Origin of the sequence: Acinetobacter sp. RW6 (assembly GCF_041956835.1) — a bacterium.
Lineage (GTDB): Bacteria > Pseudomonadota > Gammaproteobacteria > Pseudomonadales > Moraxellaceae > Acinetobacter > Acinetobacter calcoaceticus.
This window is the reverse complement of the sequence record NZ_CP167121.1, coordinates 963,150-983,002: the sequence shown is the minus strand read 5'-3', so window position 1 is coordinate 983,002 and position 19,853 is coordinate 963,150. Positions and strand designations below refer to the sequence as shown.

The following is a 19,853-nucleotide window of genomic DNA, read 5'->3' as shown; positions in this document are numbered from 1 at the left end:
AGTTTTATAGACAATTAAAAATATAAATACATATTATATTTATTTCCAGAACAAAATATCTAATTTAAATTCTGTTTTTAATAATAATGCTGCAAATAATAGAGCTAATCCAATAAAAATTAAAAAAACAATTAAACTGACTAATCCATAAACAATAGCTACACTACCTAATATAGTTAAAACATAAAATATAATTACACTGAGTGTTGGCATCTCGATTTATTCCACTACTTAAAAATAAAAGCAATTTATTCTATCGAGTTTATAAACGATTGCTGTTTTCAAATGTTGGTTACACTATTAATTTGTTTCATCATACAATAATCATGTTATTAAACTTATTTAGTGTTATTTTACTTTAATAAACAGTGATGTATTTCACATAAATTTTATTTGATTTCAAAGTAATGCTTTTCAGTCACAAGTTTAATTTTTAAATTTTTATATAACCGCTCTTTTGAATTTTCTAGTGAAGGCACAACTTTCTCTGCAAATTTATCTTCAGTCATGAGTCTGGCATACGTTTTATAACCAACGACTAATTTTTCGGGTTCTTTACCTGTTTGACGAAACTCTTCAATGAGTTTATTGATTTTCTTTGCTGTTAAATCAGCCATCTTCATCACTCTCCCCTTAGTTTACTATTTTGTTATACGTTTTCTATATGACAGAAATATGAACGGTAATTTTTTGTAATTTTCATGTAAATATTATCAATTATTCAGCAATAGCTCTTAAACTCCATCACAGTCGATAGAATAATAAACACAACCAATTGATTTAAAATAATTTTATTTAATTTTTCTTTCTTTTAGTCGAATAGATGTTTACCGAGAATGAAATATGTTAATCTTTAATTAATAAATGCTTCATACATATAACAACTGTAAATAAGAGGAATAACATTATGAATTACCAACATATTATTGTACCGGTCGATGGTTCTGAAATTTCTTTAGCAGCAGCAAGACAAGCAGCTCATATTGCAAAGGCATTTGGGAGTAAATTGACCGCTATTAGCTTAGTTGCAGTAGATCCTTTTAGCGGCGTAGATTTTTATTACATCTCACCTGTTGTAAAAGATTATTTTGTTGAAGCACGTGCCAATGCAGAAAAAACTCTCGCAAAAGTAAAAGCTTTATGTGCTGAAGAAGGTATTGATGCCGAAACTCAGATTATCCAAGGTGAAATTTCTTCAGATGGTATCTTAAAAGCTGTAGAAGGCTTAGGTTCCGATTTGATTGTAATTGGTTCTCATGGTCGCAAAGGCTTCCAAAAACTTATTTTGGGTAGTTTTGCTCAAGATGTTTTAAACAGTACCAAAATTCAGGTATTGGTTGTAAAAGAATAAACTTTTTTAGATGCAAAAAACCCAATCCTTTGATTGGGTTTTTAATAAAATAGATTGTATAAATTTTACACTAGCCAAAAACCCAGATAGAATAGTTGCTTATTCTTTCAATTTCGTGAGTCACGCCAATGAAGTAAGTCTTTTTTCTCATCATTTTTTCTTTTTTTGATGTGCAAAATAGACTATTTTTTGTGATTTAACGTCTCTGCTTAAAACTGTTTTTTCCTATTTTGTACATCCTGTATTTATGAGGTTTTTATGACTCAGCAGGCATGTGTAATATCACAGCTGACTTTAGAGCTTTCATCTAAAGTCATGTTTAAACAACTAAATTTTAGCCTTGGATCGAATCAGGTGTCTGCCTTAATTGGCCGTAATGGTCAAGGTAAATCTTTGCTTATGCAAATGTTAAATCAGACGCTTAAAGCAGATTCAATTCTTACATCTGGACAAATATCTTGGCATATAAAACATGCATATTTACCTCAACTACATCGGTTAACGGGACTGACCATAGCTGAAGCATTAGATATCTTAGACATTTATCAAGCTTTTAAAAGAGTTGAGCAAGGTGTTGCCAACTTCGATGATTATGATTTGTTAGAAGGTAAATGGGACCTCCCCACCTTATGGAATAATTTATTGGAGTCTGCGGGTTTACCAACAGATTTAGACTTTCCAGTTAAAAACTTAAGTGAAGGTCAAAAAACCAAATTGGCTTTAAGCTGTTTATTTCTAAAATCAGATCACTACTTACTTCTCGATGAACCCAGTAATCATTTAGATCAAGACTCTAGAAAATGGTTAATTGACCACTTAAGAAAACACCCAACAGGCGCTTTAATTATTAGCCATGACCGCACTTTGTTGAATGAAGTAGACCATATTTATCATTTAAATGAACATGGCTTACATCACACAACTGGAAACTATGAGAAATTTGATGAGCAATATCAAACTCATGTTGCAGCTTTAGAGCAATCTGTTCAACAAAGCCAACGCGATGTTAAACACATGAAGCAAAAGCAACATGATGTATTAATGAAAGCTCAAAAACGTGAACGTGCTGGCAATAAATTACGTGAATCAAATTCTCAAGCCAAAATTCTGCTCGATTTTAAAAAGGAACAAGCGGGCCAAAGTATTGCGGCTATACAGTCTCAGCACCAACGACAAATTTCAAATAGTCAAAATGATTTAAAAGACAAAAAACTGCGTCTTGAAACCGTCAAGCCACAACAGTTTGTCTTCCCCACTTTTCATAAAAAATCTGGAGAAATTCTTCGGATTAAAAAACTCAAACTGAAATATGGAACTCAACAACCCATAGATTTAGCTGTACAAGCAGTCCAAAAAATTCACATAACAGGTCAAAATGGAATTGGAAAATCGACTTTGCTTAAAGCAATTAATGCACAGAAGAATCAGCCCTGTGACAGCATTCAATTATTTTTAGAGTGCTTTTATCTCGATCAAAACTTTAGCTTTTTATGTGATGAAATGTCTGTTATAGAGAACTTAACTCACATGAATAATGAGCTTTCAGAATTGGAATGGAGAAATTTATTAGGCCAACTTCGAATTCGCGGTGATAAAAGTACTTATCTATTGTCACAGCTAAGTGGTGGTGAAAAGCTAAAAGTAGCTTTATTGGCCATTAGCCAGATAGAACCTACCCCCGAACTCCTGTTATTAGATGAACCCGAAAATCATTTAGATATTGAATCGAGAGAATTATTAGCTACTGCTATTCAGAGTTATGAAGGTGCTGTATTACTAGTTTCACATGATCAAATGTTTGTTGAAAGTTGTGGCATTTACGAGTCATTTTCTTTAACCGAATAGTGACTATCTCTATCATTTTTCAAATTTACTAGTTCTCATTTGAGAGCTAGTAAATTTTATCAAACATTATTTTTTTACTTTATTTAATAATTCGACATCGAGATTATATTTCACAGTTTTATGTTTACGAGCACTATTACGCATTTGATAAACTTGAATAATATAATCGCCATCAACTGGCAAAGCGAGCTCTCCTTTCGATCCTACAGTTGAACCAATTAATAATGCATTATCTTTACCTAGTTTTTTCCCCGGTGCAAAAATATTGACATAGGCTAAATTACCAAGACTATTAATATTAAATTTTAATACTTGTCCATTCTTTGCATAAACCTTGTACCTTACATCATCATAGCCCTGAAATTTTCCAGTTAATGTGGTACTCGTTGAACCTTGTAAAAAATTAACTTTTTGCTCAACATTTTTAGCTAAAACAGAGAATGATGTAGTTGAAATCAGTGTAGATAATAATAAAGTTTTAATGATTTTTTCCAATTTCCAATCCTCAAAATAATTTTAAAATTATTATATTAAAAATACTTTTTATAAAATTTTACTTTATGTATGAGTTTGATAATTAGTAGTTGTTTTTTATAACCAGTAACAAATAAAGTATCTCAAAGTTCCAGCTTTACTTTCTCTTTGAGATACTACATTTAAACAATTAAAATTTTAGAACCGATAGCCTACCCCTAAATAGGTAATCAGTGGATCAATATCAACTTTTGTTGTTGCGTGTATTAAGCGAGTACCCGTATTTTGATTGACTACATCAATTTGTGCTTTATTGCTCAACTTTGCATACGATACTGAAGCAACCGTATACCATGAATCATTAAAATCATAAGTAAAGCCAGCAGTAAAAATAGGAGCTATCGCATCATCGGCATCAACATTAACAACCATTTTTCCACTCGATTCTTTTCGGTCTAAAGCTGCTCCTGCTTTACCATCTAACACATTCTGAATCATATGGCCTGCGGAGACTAAATCAGAACGAATCCCATCATTGAGTTTAATATCATTAAAATGGGCATACATTAAACCAGCTCCAATATAGGGTCTAAACTTATTTACCCCACTTTTACCAAACTGATATTGTGCTTCTATGGTTGGCGTCCATGCTCGAATAGATGCAGCTTTAGATTTATTCCCTAGGTTGGTAATTGGAATCGCTTGACCCAAGGTAATCCCATTAGGAAAAAGATATTTCACCAAGTCATTGGGAGACATTGCGACTCCGCTTAATGGCGCTAAGATTTCTCCTTTTCCTTTAATATCTACTTTAGGTGGAATTCCGCCAATAAATTGTAAAGACACATGATCATTAAGATAATAGTTAAAGGTTAAACCCAACGTATCTGCATCATCGACCTCAAGACCTGCATCATTTTGTTGCCAGTTTTCTATTCCATGGATCGTCGCAGTACCAGAAACTTCGGGTTTAATATTACCGTTGGCATCAAGAATAATCTCTCGCATGTACTCATCTTTTAAAGCTAACTCTAGAAACTCCTTTTGATTAAAGACTTCTCCTCCTAAGTCTATTTCAGTGGCATTCGGATCAACCGAATTTAAAAAACTTGTTGTTGAAATAGTACCGACTTTAGCAGCGGTTCCATTTTTAACAGCTGTATTAATATTAAATGGATTAGCTTTACCCTGTGGCATTACATGTATCCAACCAGCAGAGACAGAGAATCTTTTAAATTCCTGCGCATAACTCATGCTCGTTATTACAGATAATGAACTCACTATTGCTATTTTTATTACTCTTTTTTTCATTTTTATTCCATCCTAGAAATATATTGCTGATTTTGCAATATATGTATGGAATATAGACAAGTTGCCGTTTTTATCAATCGGTATATTTTAAAACGTAATTAATTTAGATAAACCCATCAATTTATACTGTTAATTACATGAAATAGTTATCTAATTTTTCTGACAAATGGAAACATTATGCAAATAAATAATTTAACGATCGGTAAAATACTTTAAAGTTTTAAGTAGTCTAATTTTAATACTCGCATGCTTTTGTGATTGAACCAATTAGATAGAACTGAGGTCAAAATTTAACTCCACGCCTTACCTATATTTCGACAAAATTTAAAGAAGTTAACTTAATTTAAAAAATTAAAGCGTATGATTGGTCAATAAATAAGGAAGAATTTTAATGAATATTACGATTCGTGATGAGCGAAATGAGGATATTGAAGCAATAGAAGAACTAACGAAAGCAGCTTTTCAAAATGCTGAGCACACCAGTAATACAGAACATTTTATTGTGAATAGTTTAAGAAACCACAGACAATTGACCATCTCTTTAGTCGCGATTGAAGACGGATCTATTGTTGGACATGTTGCTATTTCTCCAGTTCAAATGAGTTCAGGGGAAATGGGTTGGTATGGTTTAGGCCCTATTTCTGTTCATCCAAATAAACAGGGGCTTGGTATTGGCTCGCTTTTGATGAATAAATCACTAGAAAAATTAAAAAAATTAGGTGCAAAAGGATGCGTTTTACTGGGTGATCCCAACTATTACAGCCGATTTGGTTTTAAAACCTATCGCGAGTTAATTTTGCCCGATGTACCAAGTGAGTATTTTCAGGCCTTAAGCTTCTCAGGCAATATTCCTAAAGGATATGTAAGCTATCATGAAGCATTTAATGCAACCCAATAATAAAAATTATCGTCGTTAAAAAGAGAACTCCTCTGGAAATAGGAGTTCTCTTTTTTGTTTGCTTTGAGCAATATTTATATAAATGATCTGGTTTTATTTAACACGCTCAATCTTAAAAACCTCAATATCAGTTGGCTTAACTCTATGAGTGTCCACCTCTCCTACAACACGGACTTTATCTCCAGCTTTTAGTTGTAAAGGCTTCCACAAATCATCATCTACATCAATTACAATTGAACCTGTAGCATCTTTAAACTCAAAATGATCACCAGCAATATGCTTTACGATCGTACCCGTTAAAGTTACTCCAGATTCATCAGCCAAGGTTTTTGCTTTAGACACCGTGACTATATTTTTTGTCGCTTCTTTTAATAAGGCAGCATCTGGTTTAGCCAATACCGCATTACTACCCAATAAAGCCAACCCAGTGAGTGTTGCTAAGAATATTTTTTTCATTACGATGACCTACTTTTAATGTTCTTAGTTATATAAACAAATTCTTTTAAAGTTATAGATTTAGCTTTTGTGGTTTTTTGTATCTTATTAGAGTCTTTGTTTAATGAGGATGGATAAAAACAACAAATAGTTTCTTTAAGTTTTTTCTTCCAACAACCATTTTGAGCCTTTAGTTGTGTCGTTAATTTACTTAAGAAAACGCTTTCCTTAAGTAAATTAAACTCAGCATTAAAATATCACTTAATTGTTAAGCAACAAGTTGTCCTAAATTCGATAAAATATTTATGGCTTCCGTTTCATCCTCTGTTTGCCCAACAATCATTCGGTCATATGAAATTCCACCAATCTCAATATAAATTTTCGGATTTGGAAGTTGAGGGATATAAACTTTTAGTGGTTGATAAAGAGCTAGAAGATAACCAAATGAATCATAAGGATAATGATCATTTTTTAATGTCTTCTTTATCACCATGTAAGTGTTCAAGATATCTAGAATAAAACCATATTCATTTTCAGAATGAAATTTAGCGTCCATACCCACCTCCTTGATTAATTAATATTTTTATAATCAAATTTAAAGGTTAAATTTCTGATCTGATGGCATTTGAACCAATTTACTTTAAATATAGAGTTATATTTAAAATGATTGGTGTTGGATTTAAATATATTTAAAACCTAGCATATTAGTCAACATATTTTGAACAGCACCATTAAAAATAAATATTGTGAGTTACAAATCACACTTTAGGATAAAAATAAAAAGATATAAAAAAGCCCATCTTACGACGGGCCTAAGCATTCATCTAGATTATGAATCTTTGTCCATTGAATGAGGGGTTGTCGTTTTATCTTGCTGTTTTGTATCGTTTTCACCTTGGCAAGCGCTCACACTTAAAGAAATAATCACAGCTAAACCTAAGGTAGCCATAATTTTTGTCATACTTCACCTCATGAATTGTTCAGATAGTGAGTTAATAAATACTTTTTATTCGTTTTACGATCAGCATATGTTTCTAGGCTTTTTTGTAGATTTCGCGCAAAAATGTAAAGCTCTTTGGTTTGACATTTAAATATCAATTTAAGGTTTGGCCATTAAACGTTAACTGAGTGTCTGAGCGTTTTAATAAGTAATTCATATAAGTGATCTACAGCCTTCGACTCTAACGATGCTCTACTCCGATAAACCGCAGCCTCCATCGGCTCTAAAGGTCCAAGGCCATGATCTGCACCTAATATGGTTAAATGCTCAGGTGCGCTACATTGCGTAAACACGGCGATTGCTAAACCACTTTCAACTGCTGCAATTTGACCAGCTAAACTTGAACTGTTGTAGACCACTCGATAACGGTGCCCTTGTAATGCTAAAGAATGAATAGCGCTCTTTTTCGCTTGGCTCGTACTTTCATAAACTGCAATGGGGAGTGGATCTTCTCGCCAAAGTTCAAACTGTGGAGACCCTACCCATACCATTGGTTCATGAAATAAAAGTGTTCCTTGACGAGCGTTATCTCTCGAAATTAATGCTAAGTCTATATCACCACTTTCTACCCGCGGAATTAAAGACGTAGATTGTTCACAGATCAATTCGATTTCAACGCCTCCATAACGTGGTGCAAAACGCTTAAGTACAGGTGTTAAATATTTAGCAGCATAGTCATCAGGTACTCCAAGGCGTATACGGCCCTTCAACTCATCTCCATGAAATGCCATTTGTGCTTCTGCATGTAAGTCAAGAATACGGCGTGCGTAACCTAAAAGTAGCTGTCCTTGCGAAGTTAATTCAATTTGTCGGTGCGTCCGTATTAAAAGTTGGCAATTTAGAGCTTCTTCTAATTTTTTCAATTGCATACTAACAGCAGATTGCGAACGATAAAGCTCAGGCGCTGCATTTGATAACGAACCTGTATCTACTACTGTGACAAAACACTTCAGCCAATCAATCTGTAGGTTCTTTAAATTCATTACGATTTATCTATTCGATTTTCAAATAGTATATAAAAGAATTATGCGCTTTTCTTTACCTATTCTCTCTTCCATACTGAAATCATAATAAGTTCAAAGCGATTTATTTGTCCTATTCACAATTTTAACCAAGATCAGTACATGATTAGTGACTGAACAACACATTAATAACTGCATTTACTAACAATTTTATCACTTCGTATTTCTTAGGTATTACATACTAGGAGGAGGTTTTATGCGCCTAAATAAACAGATGCTTGCATCACAAAGTGCAACATCCGCTTTTGTTTTACTCTGGGGTAGTGCCGCAATTTTTACTCGATGGGGGTTAGATAATGCCTCGCCCATAGCATTATTAATTCTGCGTTTTTCTACTGCTTTGATTGTTCTGTTCGTACTTGCTCTATTTAGAAAAAGACTTTTACCCAAACATGGAACTCGAAAACAAGTTCTGCTTACTGGGTTGCTTATTATTGCAGGTTATTCAATTTGCTATTTTAAAGCGATGGCCCATGGCGTCACTCCTGGTTTAATGGCAACAATTATGGGAATACAGCCCATACTCACGCTTTGTCTTATGGAAAAGAATTGGCAAAAAGAAAGGCTATTAGGTTTATTCATTGCTTTAGCTGGGCTCATACTTTTAGTCTGGAAAAGCCTGACAATGTCTTTTATTGCTCCAATTGGTGTGCTGTTTGCCTTAGCTGCTCTCATCTGTATAACTTTTGGGGCCATCATGCAAAAGAACATTCAACAAGCCCCTACAGATGTCTTACCGCTACAATATGTAATCAGCATTGTCGTCTGCTTGTTTATAGTTCCCTTTGAACATTTTGAAATCACGTGGAATTCACAACTGATTATTTCAGTCTTATTTCTCGGAATTTTAATTTCTGTAGTTGCTCAGCTTTTACTTTACCGACTTCTAAGTCAGGGCAATATTGTAAATGTGACAAGCCTGTTCTATCTGGTCCCTATCGTGACTGCACTTTTAGATTTTCTAATTTTAAAAAATAAGTTACCACTAGCAGGTTTAATTGGGATGATTGCAATTTTGCTAGGCTTAATGCTCGTATTTAAAAAGAAATAATTCTTAAAATTTTAGGATAGAACCCTCAATCGAGGGTTTATTTTTAAGTAAAAACTTAGCCCAATTTTTTCCAGCCAGTGCCGATTTGAGCTAAAGCGGGTAATTCATCACTATTAAAAACATTAAAATTTCGGTCAATGGCAAATCGGTAGATAGGTATCGAATCAGCTTCAGTTTTCTTAAAGAAACTGAAGTTTTCAGTAGGGTGATAATTACCAGCTTCTGTAGATTTTATTGCTGTTCCTGAAGGTATATGAATATAACTTTCACATACTACTTCAACGTTATTTCCGGCAAGATCTTGATATGAAAATTTCATGTTTCAATCCTTTTTAAATTTTTATGATTGAGAAAAACTTAACACGCTATTTGATGAGATTACGGAAACTTTTTTCAACTAATTGTTTAACTGTGTATATTTGGTTAAAACTAGAATATTTTTAAAGATAAAAAAGCTAATCAAATATTAAGCACCTTTCAAACACTTTAGTTAAGTCTATTGAAAGACTATATGAGTAATTAAGATGTTTTAAATAACTGTCATAAGTTTTCTTCTTTCTTGCTTCAATTTCAGATATACTGCACTTAGTATGAGATGAGCCTTATATAGTTCATTGCTAGATCAATGAACGACTAAGCCCTTCGCTTTCGAGCAAGGGCTTTTTTAATGCCTATAATTTGAGAAAATTATGCTTATATGAACTGTTCGGTCGGCCATTGGTTTGCCTTTATAGTGCAGGTCTGTTAGATTGGTCTTGTTCATCAACTCCTATTGTTGATGAATACTGAAGCCTGATTCGTAGCATCAGGCTTTTTTACGTCTAAAACTTGTATAAATGATCCAGTCAAAATGATGACATACGATCTAGGCGTGACCTGAAACAAAGTAAATAAAACTATAAAATAAACTGCACTATCTTACTTTTAGCCAAGAGCCAACTTCTTTTAGCATCTCAACTAAACCGTTTAATTTATTACCATCTTCCGTTAATGAGTACTCAACTTTAACAGGAACTTCCGCAAAAACTTCTCTGTTAATAAACCCTTCTTCTTCAAGAAAACGTAACTCTAAAGTTAACATTCTTTGAGAAATATTAGGTATTGCACGTCTTAGCTCATTAAAACGCATAGGCCTTTCAATGAGAAATGAAATAATTAACATTCTCCAGCGACCACCCAATACTGTCATTGCCTCTTCTACAGAACAGCCAGAAATATTATCTTTCATTGTCTAATTAGGTATAAAAAATATACCTATATAACAAAATAGTGCCTAATTTACAATCTATACCTAGTGATGAATAATAGTTTTTTATTACGAAAAAACTGGTCTATATGATGGAATATAAAGAAGTTGCTAAAAAAACGATTAATCATTTGTACTCAGCACATGCATCTATACGAACCTCAGGCATTGATCCTCAAATAGTTGCTTTGGCTGAGTTATACGTGTCACAAATCAACGGCTGTGCTTACTGCTGCGCTTTTCATGCTCAAGAATTAAGAGATATGGGAGTAAGCCAAGAAGTCATTGATAAAATTCCGGGCTATAAACATTCAAATGTCTTTTCAAAAAAGCAGCTTCTTGCTCTTGAACTTGCAGAGGCAGTCACTTTTTTATCTGAAAAAATTGAAACTGTAAAAGCTCATTTAGCAGAATATTTTAGTGAAAGAGAGATTGTAGAGTTGACGACCAGCATTTCACTCATGGGAGCATTAAACAGGCTCAGAATCACCTTAGGGGATAAGAGTTAATCGATTCAATTTCCATATGAAAAAGCCCTGACCATTTGAGGCTTTTTCATGAATTTTTAACCAAGTCTAATAAAAAACTGAGACAACTACTTTGATGATAAAAACAATTTCTTTTCCATTGCACGGCGATTAACCAGCCCCTGCAAACGCTTACCGCCTGCATTTACCCATACATCAAACTGGTTTGCTGCTTCTTTGTAATCACCTGAATTTAACTTTTTGAGTAAGGTCGAATGTTTAAAGGCACCTACGCCAATGTTATACGTTAGAGAGACTAGTGCATCGAATTGATGCTGTTTTAAAGGAACTGTTACAGAACTACTCACTGCACGCTCAAATATCTTTAAATCATGCTGCATATAAGTTTTAGCTTGTTCAAGAGAGCATCGGTCTCCTTCACTTACACGCTTACCATTAGGATATCGCGTCGTGCCATATCCAATAGTCCATACGCCAGTACCGTCATCATAAGCACTGAGCTTTAACCCTTCAAAATTACAGATTTGGTTTACACCTTCCACACTAAGAGACATCTCATCAACAGCAACACCGATCAATTCATCACCATGATCAGTTGCCGTAGCAATGAGGTGATCCGCTGTTGCATCTTGCTGAGGCTTGGCAGTAAAAATTTTGCGGAGATAATCCAATATTTTTTGCATTTAATGCCCTGTTATTTACTTTTCTCTGTAACCCAAAGCGTAATATATCCTTGAACTATAGGCTGCCCATCCGCTCTATAAGCGTTAACTTTTATTTGCATATCTCCAACCTTCCATTCCTCATCAATTGTTGCCACTAACTTAATATCAGAATCTGCCTTAGCGACATAATTTACACTCATACCTTTAGGTAACCATCTTAAATGTTGAGGCACAGATGCTTCAGCTAACACACCCATGACAAATTCCAGCCCATTACATATGGCAATAACGTGTACCGTCCCGATATGATTTTCGATTGATTTATTTTTTTTGATCGAGGCTTCACACACGTCTACATCTAATTTTTGAATAATTGGATTTACAGTCTGAAAATATGGAGCGACTCGACTAACAATTTTTGACAATAGTGTTAATCCGCCTGGTACGGTCTTCAAAGTCCTAAAAGCAATCAGAACATCATTGACAGGTGGAACAGCTTTATTTTTGATTTTGTTGGTAAATGTAGAAATATAATTACTCATAGTTTTACTTCAATTGGAGAATAAATCATTCAATAAATATATATGTACACATCTCTACACTCATTGCTTAGTTCTCAATTTTTTGAGTCATTAATGATAATAATTGAATAACCTCTGACGTATCGTACTTTTCAGATAAAAAAGTCAAACCTATTAAAAATGCCCAATATGGAATTGGGCTTTGAGTTATTGTTCGATTTCGATGGGATCCCCATCTTCAGGGCGAATGTGTCGCTCACCATCATCTGCGGGATCTACACTTGAGCCATCTTTTGTAATGCTGTTATATAACTCATCCTCTTTTTTATCATCGATGAATTCTTCATCGGCAAAATCGAGAGGTTCTTCATCATCGTCAAAATTTAAGGGTTTTTCTTCATCTATCATGAGATTCATCCTTTACTTAACTTGTGTCACTCCATGCTTAAATAATTAACGGATACATTCAACCCCAAACAATCATCATTTGTGTAACTGACACTTTAAGATACATTTATCCCCGCTAAAAAGAGGTTAATGAACTCTTATAAATTAGCTTTTATTATTTTCAAGATGGTTCAAAATACTACTAATTTTTAAAAGCAAGTAGCCGAACAGTAGCCCATTAAATATAATGAAGAGACCGACTGTAATCATTTCTTTAGACCAGATTTGAATAATATCAAGATTATCATTTCTTGTTTCAACTTGCCCATATGACAAAATAAAGGCCAGTCCTGCCACAATTCCAAATAAAATTACGCTCCACGCTACAACTGAAGTTGCCTTACTTTCTTTCAGAGATTTCTTTGCTTCACTCATACTTCGTCTTTAACATATTTATGGATTAACATATTTTTTATAATAATTTAATACCCTTTTAAAGTTTTGTTTATGTTATGTTTTGATAGTAATGTAACTAATGTTTATATTTTGTTTGCTAATAAATAAAATGTCTTATTTGTTATCTAGAATCAGAATGAAATATTGATTTTTTTATTTTAAAAAAAATCTTTATAGCAATTAAACTAACTATTTGCGGTATTTCATAAAAATAGAGAGCAAATTTAATATACCTTAACAATTTTAAATTCGCCCCTAATAATTAAGAAGAACTCATTTATTTTGCCTGAAATTTCATATTGAATCTTCTTGCTTGTTTTCTTACTTCTGGATTGGAAGGCAAAGCAAATGGACTTGCACGCCAGATCGCTTTTTCAATACTTGTTTTAAATTTTTGTTCTTCTTTATCTAAAAAGATGATTTGCTCAATTTCCCCACTATCACTTAAAAATACTTTAACACTTGCACTCATCCCTGTAGAAGAATTTGGAACTTCCCATAATTTATAAATTTTCTTTTGATATTGTTTTTTATATCTATCAGCCTCAGAAGTGATTTTATTATCAGTCACTTGAACGGGAATGGCTTGTTTATGACCAGTAGTACACCCAACTAATAAAAATAAAGAAGCAATAATAGTGAAGTTTTTCATTTTAAATACCTTTTTTCAATAACTAAAATTTAACAGTTTAAAATTTAAAAAACCACCCGAAGGTGATATTAATCATTAATTATTCCTCATCAACAAAGGTGGTAAGCCACGCTTATTCCACCTTTGTTTAAATTAATACTTTATTTTTCTTTAAAAAGGGACTTCGTAACGAAAATTCATATTTGAATTCTCAGGCATATTATAGATATCTTGATCTGTAAAAATTCCGTGTTCAGGTGTTTTAAAACTATTAAAGGCTTTATTTTCTGGAACAATTGGAGATTTATTTAAGTAATTTTCTTGAGAATTATATGTAGATGAAGCACAGCCAATCAGCCCAAAACCCAATAAAGATATAACTAAAAACGTCTTCATAAATTTCGCCCACTGTTATAAAAACCACACAATTTAACAAATTGAATCGCCCTTGTCACACCTATACTATTTAGTTAAGCTTAATAATAAATTTAAAAGAAGTATTTTAAAAAATTAGAATCTGTTACGGAATAAATATTAAAATTAGATAATGGACAAACACCCTAAAATTAAAAATTTTAGATCTTATATTATATAAAGTTTTTTTGCGGAGCTCTCAATAGAACTTCACACAAATCTGTCCATTCAACTTGTTGTTGACCAGATGATCAAATACCCTAAAAATTTAACCTTTAAAAACTAAACTTTAATGTTACAATACAGTGATTTACTCAATTTCAATTGGACTTCAAAAGAAATGAATAGATTGTTATTAACTTTTTTATTTTTAAATATTAGTATTTTTTCTTCCTCTGCATTTTCTGAAACAAACACATTTCAAATGAAACAAGAATATAGCTACCCCAACTTTAATAAGCATAAAAGCATGCTTGAAGTGAACGCGAGTTCTCAAGAACATAAATTTAATGGGCAACCAAAAGACTCTTCTAATTCTGCCGCTCATCATCAAAATGTAGATTTTTTTGAGATTGCGAAACAGTATCAAGAAAATGAAACTAAGCCGTCCTACTCTACTGATGAAACAGTCAATATGAGTGATCATGAGCGTAGTCTTTACTACATTAGAAATCATGATAATGTGAATATTCAAAGGGAAATTCATGGTCAGCAGTTTAAAGCGCTAAAACAACAGCGAGATAAAGGCGTGATTTCGAATGATGTATATAAAGAAAAGGTCTACAAAATCTTAAGCCAACCTTCTTTTAAATAAGTTAGAAGCCCTCGCTAGAGGGCTTTTTGAATATTACTTAGCAGCTTGTGGAGTATTTCTAAAACTAATTGCCATACGGTTATATGCGTTCATCAAACTAATAGCTATCGTTAAATCAACCAGTTCTTTTTCATCAAATACAGAATGAGCAAGTTGGTAAACATCATCAGGTACTCCAGTAGTAGAGACTTTAGTTACTGACTCAGCCCAAGCTAAAGCTGCTCTCTCCCGTTCATCAAATAGATGTCCACCTTCTTGCCAAGCCTGAACTAAAGCTAGTTTTTCAATTGCTACGCCTTTCTTGATTAAATCTCTTGTATGCATGTCCAAACAATATGCACAGTTATTAATTTGCGATATACGTAGATAAACCAATTCAACTAACTCTGCTGCCAAACCGCTTTGCACTACGTAGCTATAGACACCACCTAGAGCTTTAACACCTGCTGGAGCGACCTGATTATAATCAATACGTTGAACCATAATAGACACCTGTTTACTTTCAATTATTTTACTGGGGTAACTAACTCTTTATCGTCAGTATCTACAACAAATACTGCCAATAGCTTTGCTGGTTTAGTCTTACTTATATTGCGACTAATAGAATGAACTGCTCCTGGCTCTTCAAACCAACTCTGACCTGCCTGATAAATTTTTGGCTTCTCACTATTCACTTTAGACTCAATGCTACCCTCAACCACATAGGCATATATAAAAGATGATTTCGCATGAGTATGAGGAATAGAAGCACCACCAGGCGGATAATCCACCTCTAAAGCGATAAGAGACTTGCCCGGTATATTAGAAATTGCATGTTCAAAATTAGGCGTAACTTTTTCCACTGGCTCCTGTGCCATAGATGGTGTAATACTCACAAGCATTAGACCTATACCTAAAAAGAATGTGCTTTTGATTATTTTCATTTCAAATTAAACCTACATAAAGATAGGAAGTTGTTTTTATTTTATAGATCCGTAGTATAAATTCATGAACCAAAAATGCATTAAAAGGCTGTACCACGCATGTATCAGCAGCTCAAAATCAATTTAGATCGCAAATTAAAGACTCCATTAGCCGAACAAATACGCCTTGGGATTGAACAAGCTATTATTTCCGGGACGCTACAACAAGGTGATCGTTTACCCTCATGGATCGATTTAGCCAGTCAACTTGGTGTTTCTAGAGGCACGGTAAAAGTTGCATATGAAAGACTTGCCGATGGCCAATTTATCATTGCATCCAGATCACAAGGTACACGTGTTGCCTATCAAACAGTTAAGCCACCCTCTACTCAAGATGATTATAAAAATAGTTCGTTTACACAGATGTATTTAGATATGACAACTGTGCAGGGCATTTTTCAATTAGGCGTCCCCTCGAAAGAAATCTTTCCAGCTAAGTTATTTTCAAAAATCAGATCAAGATCTGTGCGTAATGAATCTAGTGGGTGGCCTAGCTATCCAGACGCTCGGGGTGAACATGGTCTTCGTCGAGAAATTGCTGCTTATTTAGCTCTATCAAGGGGCATTCAATGTACTCCTGACCAAGTATTTATCACTTCAGGTTTCTCTGGTGGTCTGGGCCTTACGTTGCATGTTTTAGGATTAGGTGGAAAAAAGGCATGGGTTGAAGATCCCGGTTTCCCTTTCTCTAAACATGCGCTTGAAGTTGGAAGACTGGAAATATGTCCAATTCCCGTTGATAAAGATGGGATAGATGTAGAGTTCGCAATGAAAAATGTACCGGATGCCTCCCTTGCATTAGTCACACCGGGACAGCAAGCACCTTTAGGAATGTCACTTTCTTTGACCAGACGATTAAAGTTACTTGATTGGGCTAACCAGAACAGAAGCTGGATTATTGAAGATGATTATTTAGGAGAATTACAACTAGATGGCAGAGCAGCGCCCGCTTTATTTTCATTAGATACTGCTGGAAGAGTTATTCACTTAGGAAGCTTTAGTAAAACAATCAGTCCCAAATTACGGATTGGATTTGCAGTTGTACCTTTTCACATGATTAATCACTTTGCAGAAACGACAGCAACTTTAGTACCCGCTCCATCTCCATCTTTACAACTTTCAATTCAAGAGTTTATGCATGAAGGTCATTTTTTAAGACATTTAAGACGAACAAAAAGAACTTATAGTGCTCAGCGTGATGAATTAATTAAGTGTTTAAAACGATTTAATCTGCAAACGTATACTGCTGGCTTATCCGTACTCATCAATTTACCGCCCTCTTTATCTGATCAAAAAATTGTGAATGAAGCATTAGCTTTCAATCTGGCTCCCTCTCCATTATCACTTTGGTACCAAGACCCTAAAAATGCTATTTCAAGTTTAATGTTAGGTGTTGCAACCTCACCCTTATCAAAAGTAAATCAGTCATGTGAACAGTTAGTAGAGATCATCGAACAGAAAAAAGCCCTGTTGTAGGGGCTCTATAGTTCTGCTTTTAATACAAATTTATTTTAAATAATTGTTTAAAATTCTGAGAAAAAAAATATAAACCCCTTTATAAAGTTTTGTTACTTTTTCGCTATAATGATTATAATTATCGTTTAGGATTTCGATAGATAAACATGGAACGCTCATCTGCTCTTTCACTCCCAAATTTTAAGTTCAAAGTTTCTACACTTAGCTATGCAATCGGACTTGCTTGTACTTATCTAGCACTTCCAGCACATGCTGAAGATACAACTACTAGTGCATTACCAACCATTACCATTAAGGCACAAGGTAACTGGTTAGAAGAAGCAAATGCCGAAACGGTTCACAAACATGCTGGTGCTCGAACTATTGTTGACCGCAAACGTTTAGATGAAACGGCTGCGACTTCAATTCGAGAAGCCCTAAAGCAAATTCCTGGAGTTCAAGCTCAAGATAGTAGTGGAACTGGTGGTAGTGATGTTTCACTCAATATTGGGGTCCGTGGTTTAGCATCACGCCTATCGCCTCGCTCAACAGTTTTAGTAGATGGTGTTCCACTTTCGTTTGCTCCTTATGGACAGCCACAATTATCTTTAGCTCCCGTTTCAATAGGTAATATTGAATCGGTTGATGTAGTACGTGGTGCGGGGTCAGTTCGTTTTGGGCCTCAAAACGTAGGCGGAATTATTAACTTTGCCACTCGATCAATTCCTCAAGATTTTAGTGGAACTGTTAGCTTAACTTCAGAATATGCATCTGGTACTGACCAAGTAAAACTCAGTCCTAATCTATTTATTGGGGGAACTTTAGATAACGGATTAGGTCTTGCCCTGTTATATTCAGGGACTAAAGGAAATGGGTATCGAGAAGCAAACAATAAGATTGATATCGATGATGTAATGTTAAAGTCTGCTTATCAATTTAATGATAAAGATTCAGTTGCTTTAAATCTGCATCATTATGAAGGTCGAGGCGAAATGCCAGAGGGTTTAACTCAGGCCCAATATGCAGAAAATCCGTATCAATCTTCTGGTGAAAAAAACTATTTTGCAGGTCGACGTACTGATGTCTCTTTACGTTATAACCATAAAGATGAAAAAAATAACTTCGAAGTTCTGACTTACTACATTGACTCTTTCCGCACAAGTAATCTTGAGACCGTGTTAGCTAATGGTCAAAAGCGCCTCGACTCTGCTCCACGTGATTACAAGGTCTACGCAATTGAACCGCGTTACTCTCGTATTTATGAGCTAGGTAATACTCAAAATGAAGTAACGGTAGGCTATCGATACTTAAAAGAAGAAAGCTCTGAGTTTGCCGGACGTACTGCATCTTATGCAGCAGATTCATCAGCTCCAGATTTTGCTCCACGTAGTAGCAGCGAAGGTGGCACCAAAGCGCATGCGGTATATATCGACAACCGTATGGAACTGGGCCATTGGACGATAACACCAGGTGTTCGTTTCGAATCAATTGAAACCCATAATAACTTCACAGGTTATAACAAAGGACAACCTAATACTGTTTATCCAAAAATTGATTCAGACGAATTTTTGCCAAGTTTATCTGTGATGTACTCGGCAAATGAAAATTGGAATATATTTGCAAACGCTGGTGTATCTTTTGGTCCACAACAGTACAGCCAATTGGCTCGCCTTGAAGGAACAACCGCAACGGCTACAACCGAAGGTTTACATCCTGAAAAATCAAATAACTATGAAATCGGAACCAAATATCTAGGTAATGGTTTAAATGCCGAATTTACTGTGTTCTATCTAGACTTTGATAAAGAGCTTTCATTAGTACGCGATGCTGGTAATAACGGGATCTGGACAGACTTAGGGGCAACCAGCCATAAAGGTATCGAAACTGGTATTAGCTATGATTTCGGTCAATTAACAGACGCGTTAGAAGGCTTAAAAGTATATGGTAACTATACTTTTACCAAAGCAGTAGCTGAAGCAGGTCAATTTAAAGATAAAGATTTACCGTTTTATTCGCGTCATGTTGGTAACGTCGGTCTAGGTTATACACTTGATAAATGGGCTTTAAATGCGGATATGTTTGCACAGTCTAAGCAGCATTCACCAGATCTTCCAGATAGTAATGTCTATCAAACAGAAGAAACTGCTGATGGTAAATACGGAGATATTCCGGGTTATACCACTTTTGCGGTCCGTACCTCTTATGACTTAAGTTCACAAGTTAAAGGTTTAAAAATCGCTGGTGGCATTAAGAACGTCTTTGATAAGCAATATTTTACCCGCTCAACTGACTCTACAGGTGGTAAGTATGTAGGGCAACCACGTACTTTCTATCTACAAACATCTTTTGACTTTTAAAGCTAAATCAAATTGAACAAAAAGCCCTCTTCTGAGGGCTTTTTTATAAATATTAAATGCTAGAGTATTA

General features: G+C 34.4%; 26 protein-coding genes and 1 pseudogene. 8 read left to right on the top strand and 19 right to left on the bottom strand.

Going from position 1 to position 19,853, the window contains the following annotated elements; genetic code table 11:
• Positions 1 to 39 precede the first annotated feature (39 nt).
• Positions 40 to 213 carry a hypothetical protein gene (locus tag ACB088_RS04595; protein ID WP_133746836.1) on the bottom strand — a complete coding sequence of 58 codons (174 nt, stop codon included), beginning with the start codon at positions 211 to 213 and terminating at the stop codon, positions 40 to 42.
• Between the two features lie 176 nt (positions 214 to 389).
• A complete protein-coding gene (locus ACB088_RS04590; RefSeq protein WP_003652322.1) occupies positions 390 to 617 on the bottom strand; it encodes a hypothetical protein in 228 nt (75 codons plus the stop codon).
• Between the two features lie 290 nt (positions 618 to 907).
• Here ACB088_RS04590 and ACB088_RS04585 point away from each other — a divergent pair, with 290 nt between their 5' ends.
• The gene (locus ACB088_RS04585; RefSeq protein ID WP_004643207.1) at positions 908 to 1,351 is read left to right on the top strand and encodes a universal stress protein; all 444 of its coding nucleotides are present in this window, start codon (positions 908 to 910) and stop codon (positions 1,349 to 1,351) included.
• 258 nt (positions 1,352 to 1,609) lie between these two features.
• Positions 1,610 to 3,196, top strand: coding sequence for an ATP-binding cassette domain-containing protein (locus tag ACB088_RS04580; RefSeq protein WP_375038140.1), 1,587 nt, complete (start codon positions 1,610 to 1,612; stop codon positions 3,194 to 3,196).
• A gap of 66 nt (positions 3,197 to 3,262) precedes the next feature.
• Here the strand turns inward: ACB088_RS04580 and ACB088_RS04575 are convergent, their stop codons facing one another.
• The 3 genes and pseudogenes from ACB088_RS04575 to ACB088_RS04565 form a co-directional block, all read right to left on the bottom strand.
• Positions 3,263 to 3,691, bottom strand: coding sequence for a DNA breaking-rejoining protein (locus ACB088_RS04575; RefSeq protein WP_375038139.1), 429 nt, complete (start codon positions 3,689 to 3,691; stop codon positions 3,263 to 3,265).
• Between the two features lie 35 nt (positions 3,692 to 3,726).
• Positions 3,727 to 3,813: pseudogene (locus ACB088_RS04570) on the bottom strand (hypothetical protein); the annotation flags it as partial.
• A gap of 55 nt (positions 3,814 to 3,868) precedes the next feature.
• The gene (locus tag ACB088_RS04565) at positions 3,869 to 4,981 is read right to left on the bottom strand and encodes an OmpW family outer membrane protein (RefSeq protein WP_133746839.1); all 1,113 of its coding nucleotides are present in this window, start codon (positions 4,979 to 4,981) and stop codon (positions 3,869 to 3,871) included.
• A gap of 391 nt (positions 4,982 to 5,372) precedes the next feature.
• Here ACB088_RS04565 and ACB088_RS04560 point away from each other — a divergent pair, with 391 nt between their 5' ends.
• Positions 5,373 to 5,879: a GNAT family N-acetyltransferase gene (locus tag ACB088_RS04560; protein WP_375038138.1), complete on the top strand. Its 507-nt coding sequence runs from the start codon at positions 5,373 to 5,375 to the stop codon at positions 5,877 to 5,879.
• Positions 5,880 to 5,972: 93 nt separating this feature from the next.
• Here ACB088_RS04560 and ACB088_RS04555 read toward each other — a convergent pair whose 3' ends face one another.
• The 4 genes from ACB088_RS04555 to ACB088_RS04540 all read right to left on the bottom strand — a co-directional run bounded on the left by ACB088_RS04555 (position 5,973) and on the right by ACB088_RS04540 (position 8,297).
• A complete protein-coding gene (locus ACB088_RS04555; RefSeq protein ID WP_092706913.1) occupies positions 5,973 to 6,335 on the bottom strand; it encodes a NirD/YgiW/YdeI family stress tolerance protein in 363 nt (120 codons plus the stop codon).
• Between the two features lie 247 nt (positions 6,336 to 6,582).
• Positions 6,583 to 6,870 (bottom strand): hypothetical protein, encoded by a 288-nt coding sequence (locus ACB088_RS04550; RefSeq protein ID WP_092706911.1) that lies wholly within the window; start codon positions 6,868 to 6,870, stop codon positions 6,583 to 6,585.
• Positions 6,871 to 7,143: 273 nt separating this feature from the next.
• Positions 7,144 to 7,275 carry a hypothetical protein gene (locus ACB088_RS04545; protein WP_375038137.1) on the bottom strand — a complete coding sequence of 44 codons (132 nt, stop codon included), beginning with the start codon at positions 7,273 to 7,275 and terminating at the stop codon, positions 7,144 to 7,146.
• A gap of 152 nt (positions 7,276 to 7,427) precedes the next feature.
• Positions 7,428 to 8,297, bottom strand: coding sequence for a LysR family transcriptional regulator (locus tag ACB088_RS04540; protein ID WP_375038136.1), 870 nt, complete (start codon positions 8,295 to 8,297; stop codon positions 7,428 to 7,430).
• 235 nt (positions 8,298 to 8,532) lie between these two features.
• On the opposite strand from ACB088_RS04540, the gene ACB088_RS04535 reads away from it, so the two are divergent.
• Complete coding sequence (locus ACB088_RS04535) at positions 8,533 to 9,387, top strand: DMT family transporter (protein ID WP_375038135.1); 855 nt, start codon at positions 8,533 to 8,535, stop codon at positions 9,385 to 9,387.
• 55 nt (positions 9,388 to 9,442) lie between these two features.
• On the opposite strand, the gene ACB088_RS04530 is transcribed toward ACB088_RS04535, so the two are convergent.
• Both ACB088_RS04530 and ACB088_RS04525 read right to left on the bottom strand, forming a co-directional pair.
• Positions 9,443 to 9,706, bottom strand: a complete 264-nt coding sequence (locus ACB088_RS04530; protein ID WP_375038134.1) for a hypothetical protein — start codon at positions 9,704 to 9,706, stop codon at positions 9,443 to 9,445.
• A gap of 594 nt (positions 9,707 to 10,300) precedes the next feature.
• Positions 10,301 to 10,615, bottom strand: a complete 315-nt coding sequence (locus ACB088_RS04525; protein ID WP_133746846.1) for a helix-turn-helix domain-containing protein — start codon at positions 10,613 to 10,615, stop codon at positions 10,301 to 10,303.
• Between the two features lie 110 nt (positions 10,616 to 10,725).
• Between ACB088_RS04525 and ACB088_RS04520 the strand changes: the two genes are divergently transcribed.
• Complete coding sequence (locus tag ACB088_RS04520; RefSeq protein ID WP_375038133.1) at positions 10,726 to 11,142, top strand: carboxymuconolactone decarboxylase family protein; 417 nt, start codon at positions 10,726 to 10,728, stop codon at positions 11,140 to 11,142.
• 86 nt (positions 11,143 to 11,228) lie between these two features.
• On the opposite strand, the gene ACB088_RS04515 is transcribed toward ACB088_RS04520, so the two are convergent.
• From ACB088_RS04515 to ACB088_RS04490, 6 genes are all read right to left on the bottom strand, one after another.
• Positions 11,229 to 11,804, bottom strand: coding sequence for a lysozyme (locus ACB088_RS04515; protein WP_375038132.1), 576 nt, complete (start codon positions 11,802 to 11,804; stop codon positions 11,229 to 11,231).
• Positions 11,805 to 11,815: 11 nt separating this feature from the next.
• Entirely contained in the window at positions 11,816 to 12,328 is a 513-nt protein-coding gene (locus tag ACB088_RS04510; RefSeq protein ID WP_375038131.1) for a hotdog fold domain-containing protein, read from the bottom strand.
• A gap of 186 nt (positions 12,329 to 12,514) precedes the next feature.
• Positions 12,515 to 12,715, bottom strand: coding sequence for a hypothetical protein (locus ACB088_RS04505; RefSeq protein ID WP_003652344.1), 201 nt, complete (start codon positions 12,713 to 12,715; stop codon positions 12,515 to 12,517).
• Positions 12,716 to 12,859: 144 nt separating this feature from the next.
• Positions 12,860 to 13,129, bottom strand: a complete 270-nt coding sequence (locus tag ACB088_RS04500) for a hypothetical protein (protein ID WP_133746849.1) — start codon at positions 13,127 to 13,129, stop codon at positions 12,860 to 12,862.
• 298 nt (positions 13,130 to 13,427) lie between these two features.
• Entirely contained in the window at positions 13,428 to 13,802 is a 375-nt protein-coding gene (locus ACB088_RS04495; RefSeq protein WP_375038130.1) for a TonB C-terminal domain-containing protein, read from the bottom strand.
• Positions 13,803 to 13,952: 150 nt separating this feature from the next.
• Positions 13,953 to 14,177 carry a hypothetical protein gene (locus ACB088_RS04490; protein WP_133746851.1) on the bottom strand — a complete coding sequence of 75 codons (225 nt, stop codon included), beginning with the start codon at positions 14,175 to 14,177 and terminating at the stop codon, positions 13,953 to 13,955.
• A 310-nt stretch (positions 14,178 to 14,487) separates the two neighbouring features.
• Here ACB088_RS04490 and ACB088_RS04485 point away from each other — a divergent pair, with 310 nt between their 5' ends.
• A complete protein-coding gene (locus ACB088_RS04485; RefSeq protein WP_375038129.1) occupies positions 14,488 to 15,009 on the top strand; it encodes a hypothetical protein in 522 nt (173 codons plus the stop codon).
• 33 nt (positions 15,010 to 15,042) lie between these two features.
• Here ACB088_RS04485 and ACB088_RS04480 read toward each other — a convergent pair whose 3' ends face one another.
• Both ACB088_RS04480 and ACB088_RS04475 read right to left on the bottom strand, forming a co-directional pair.
• Positions 15,043 to 15,492, bottom strand: a complete 450-nt coding sequence (locus ACB088_RS04480) for a carboxymuconolactone decarboxylase family protein (protein ID WP_133746853.1) — start codon at positions 15,490 to 15,492, stop codon at positions 15,043 to 15,045.
• Positions 15,493 to 15,515: 23 nt separating this feature from the next.
• Positions 15,516 to 15,890: a cupin domain-containing protein gene (locus ACB088_RS04475; protein WP_375038128.1), complete on the bottom strand. Its 375-nt coding sequence runs from the start codon at positions 15,888 to 15,890 to the stop codon at positions 15,516 to 15,518.
• Between the two features lie 141 nt (positions 15,891 to 16,031).
• Here ACB088_RS04475 and ACB088_RS04470 point away from each other — a divergent pair, with 141 nt between their 5' ends.
• Positions 16,032 to 17,447, top strand: a complete 1,416-nt coding sequence (locus tag ACB088_RS04470; RefSeq protein ID WP_375038127.1) for a PLP-dependent aminotransferase family protein — start codon at positions 16,032 to 16,034, stop codon at positions 17,445 to 17,447.
• Positions 17,448 to 17,593: 146 nt separating this feature from the next.
• Positions 17,594 to 19,783: a TonB-dependent receptor family protein gene (locus ACB088_RS04465; protein ID WP_375038126.1), complete on the top strand. Its 2,190-nt coding sequence runs from the start codon at positions 17,594 to 17,596 to the stop codon at positions 19,781 to 19,783.
• Positions 19,784 to 19,853: the final 70 nt, after the last annotated feature.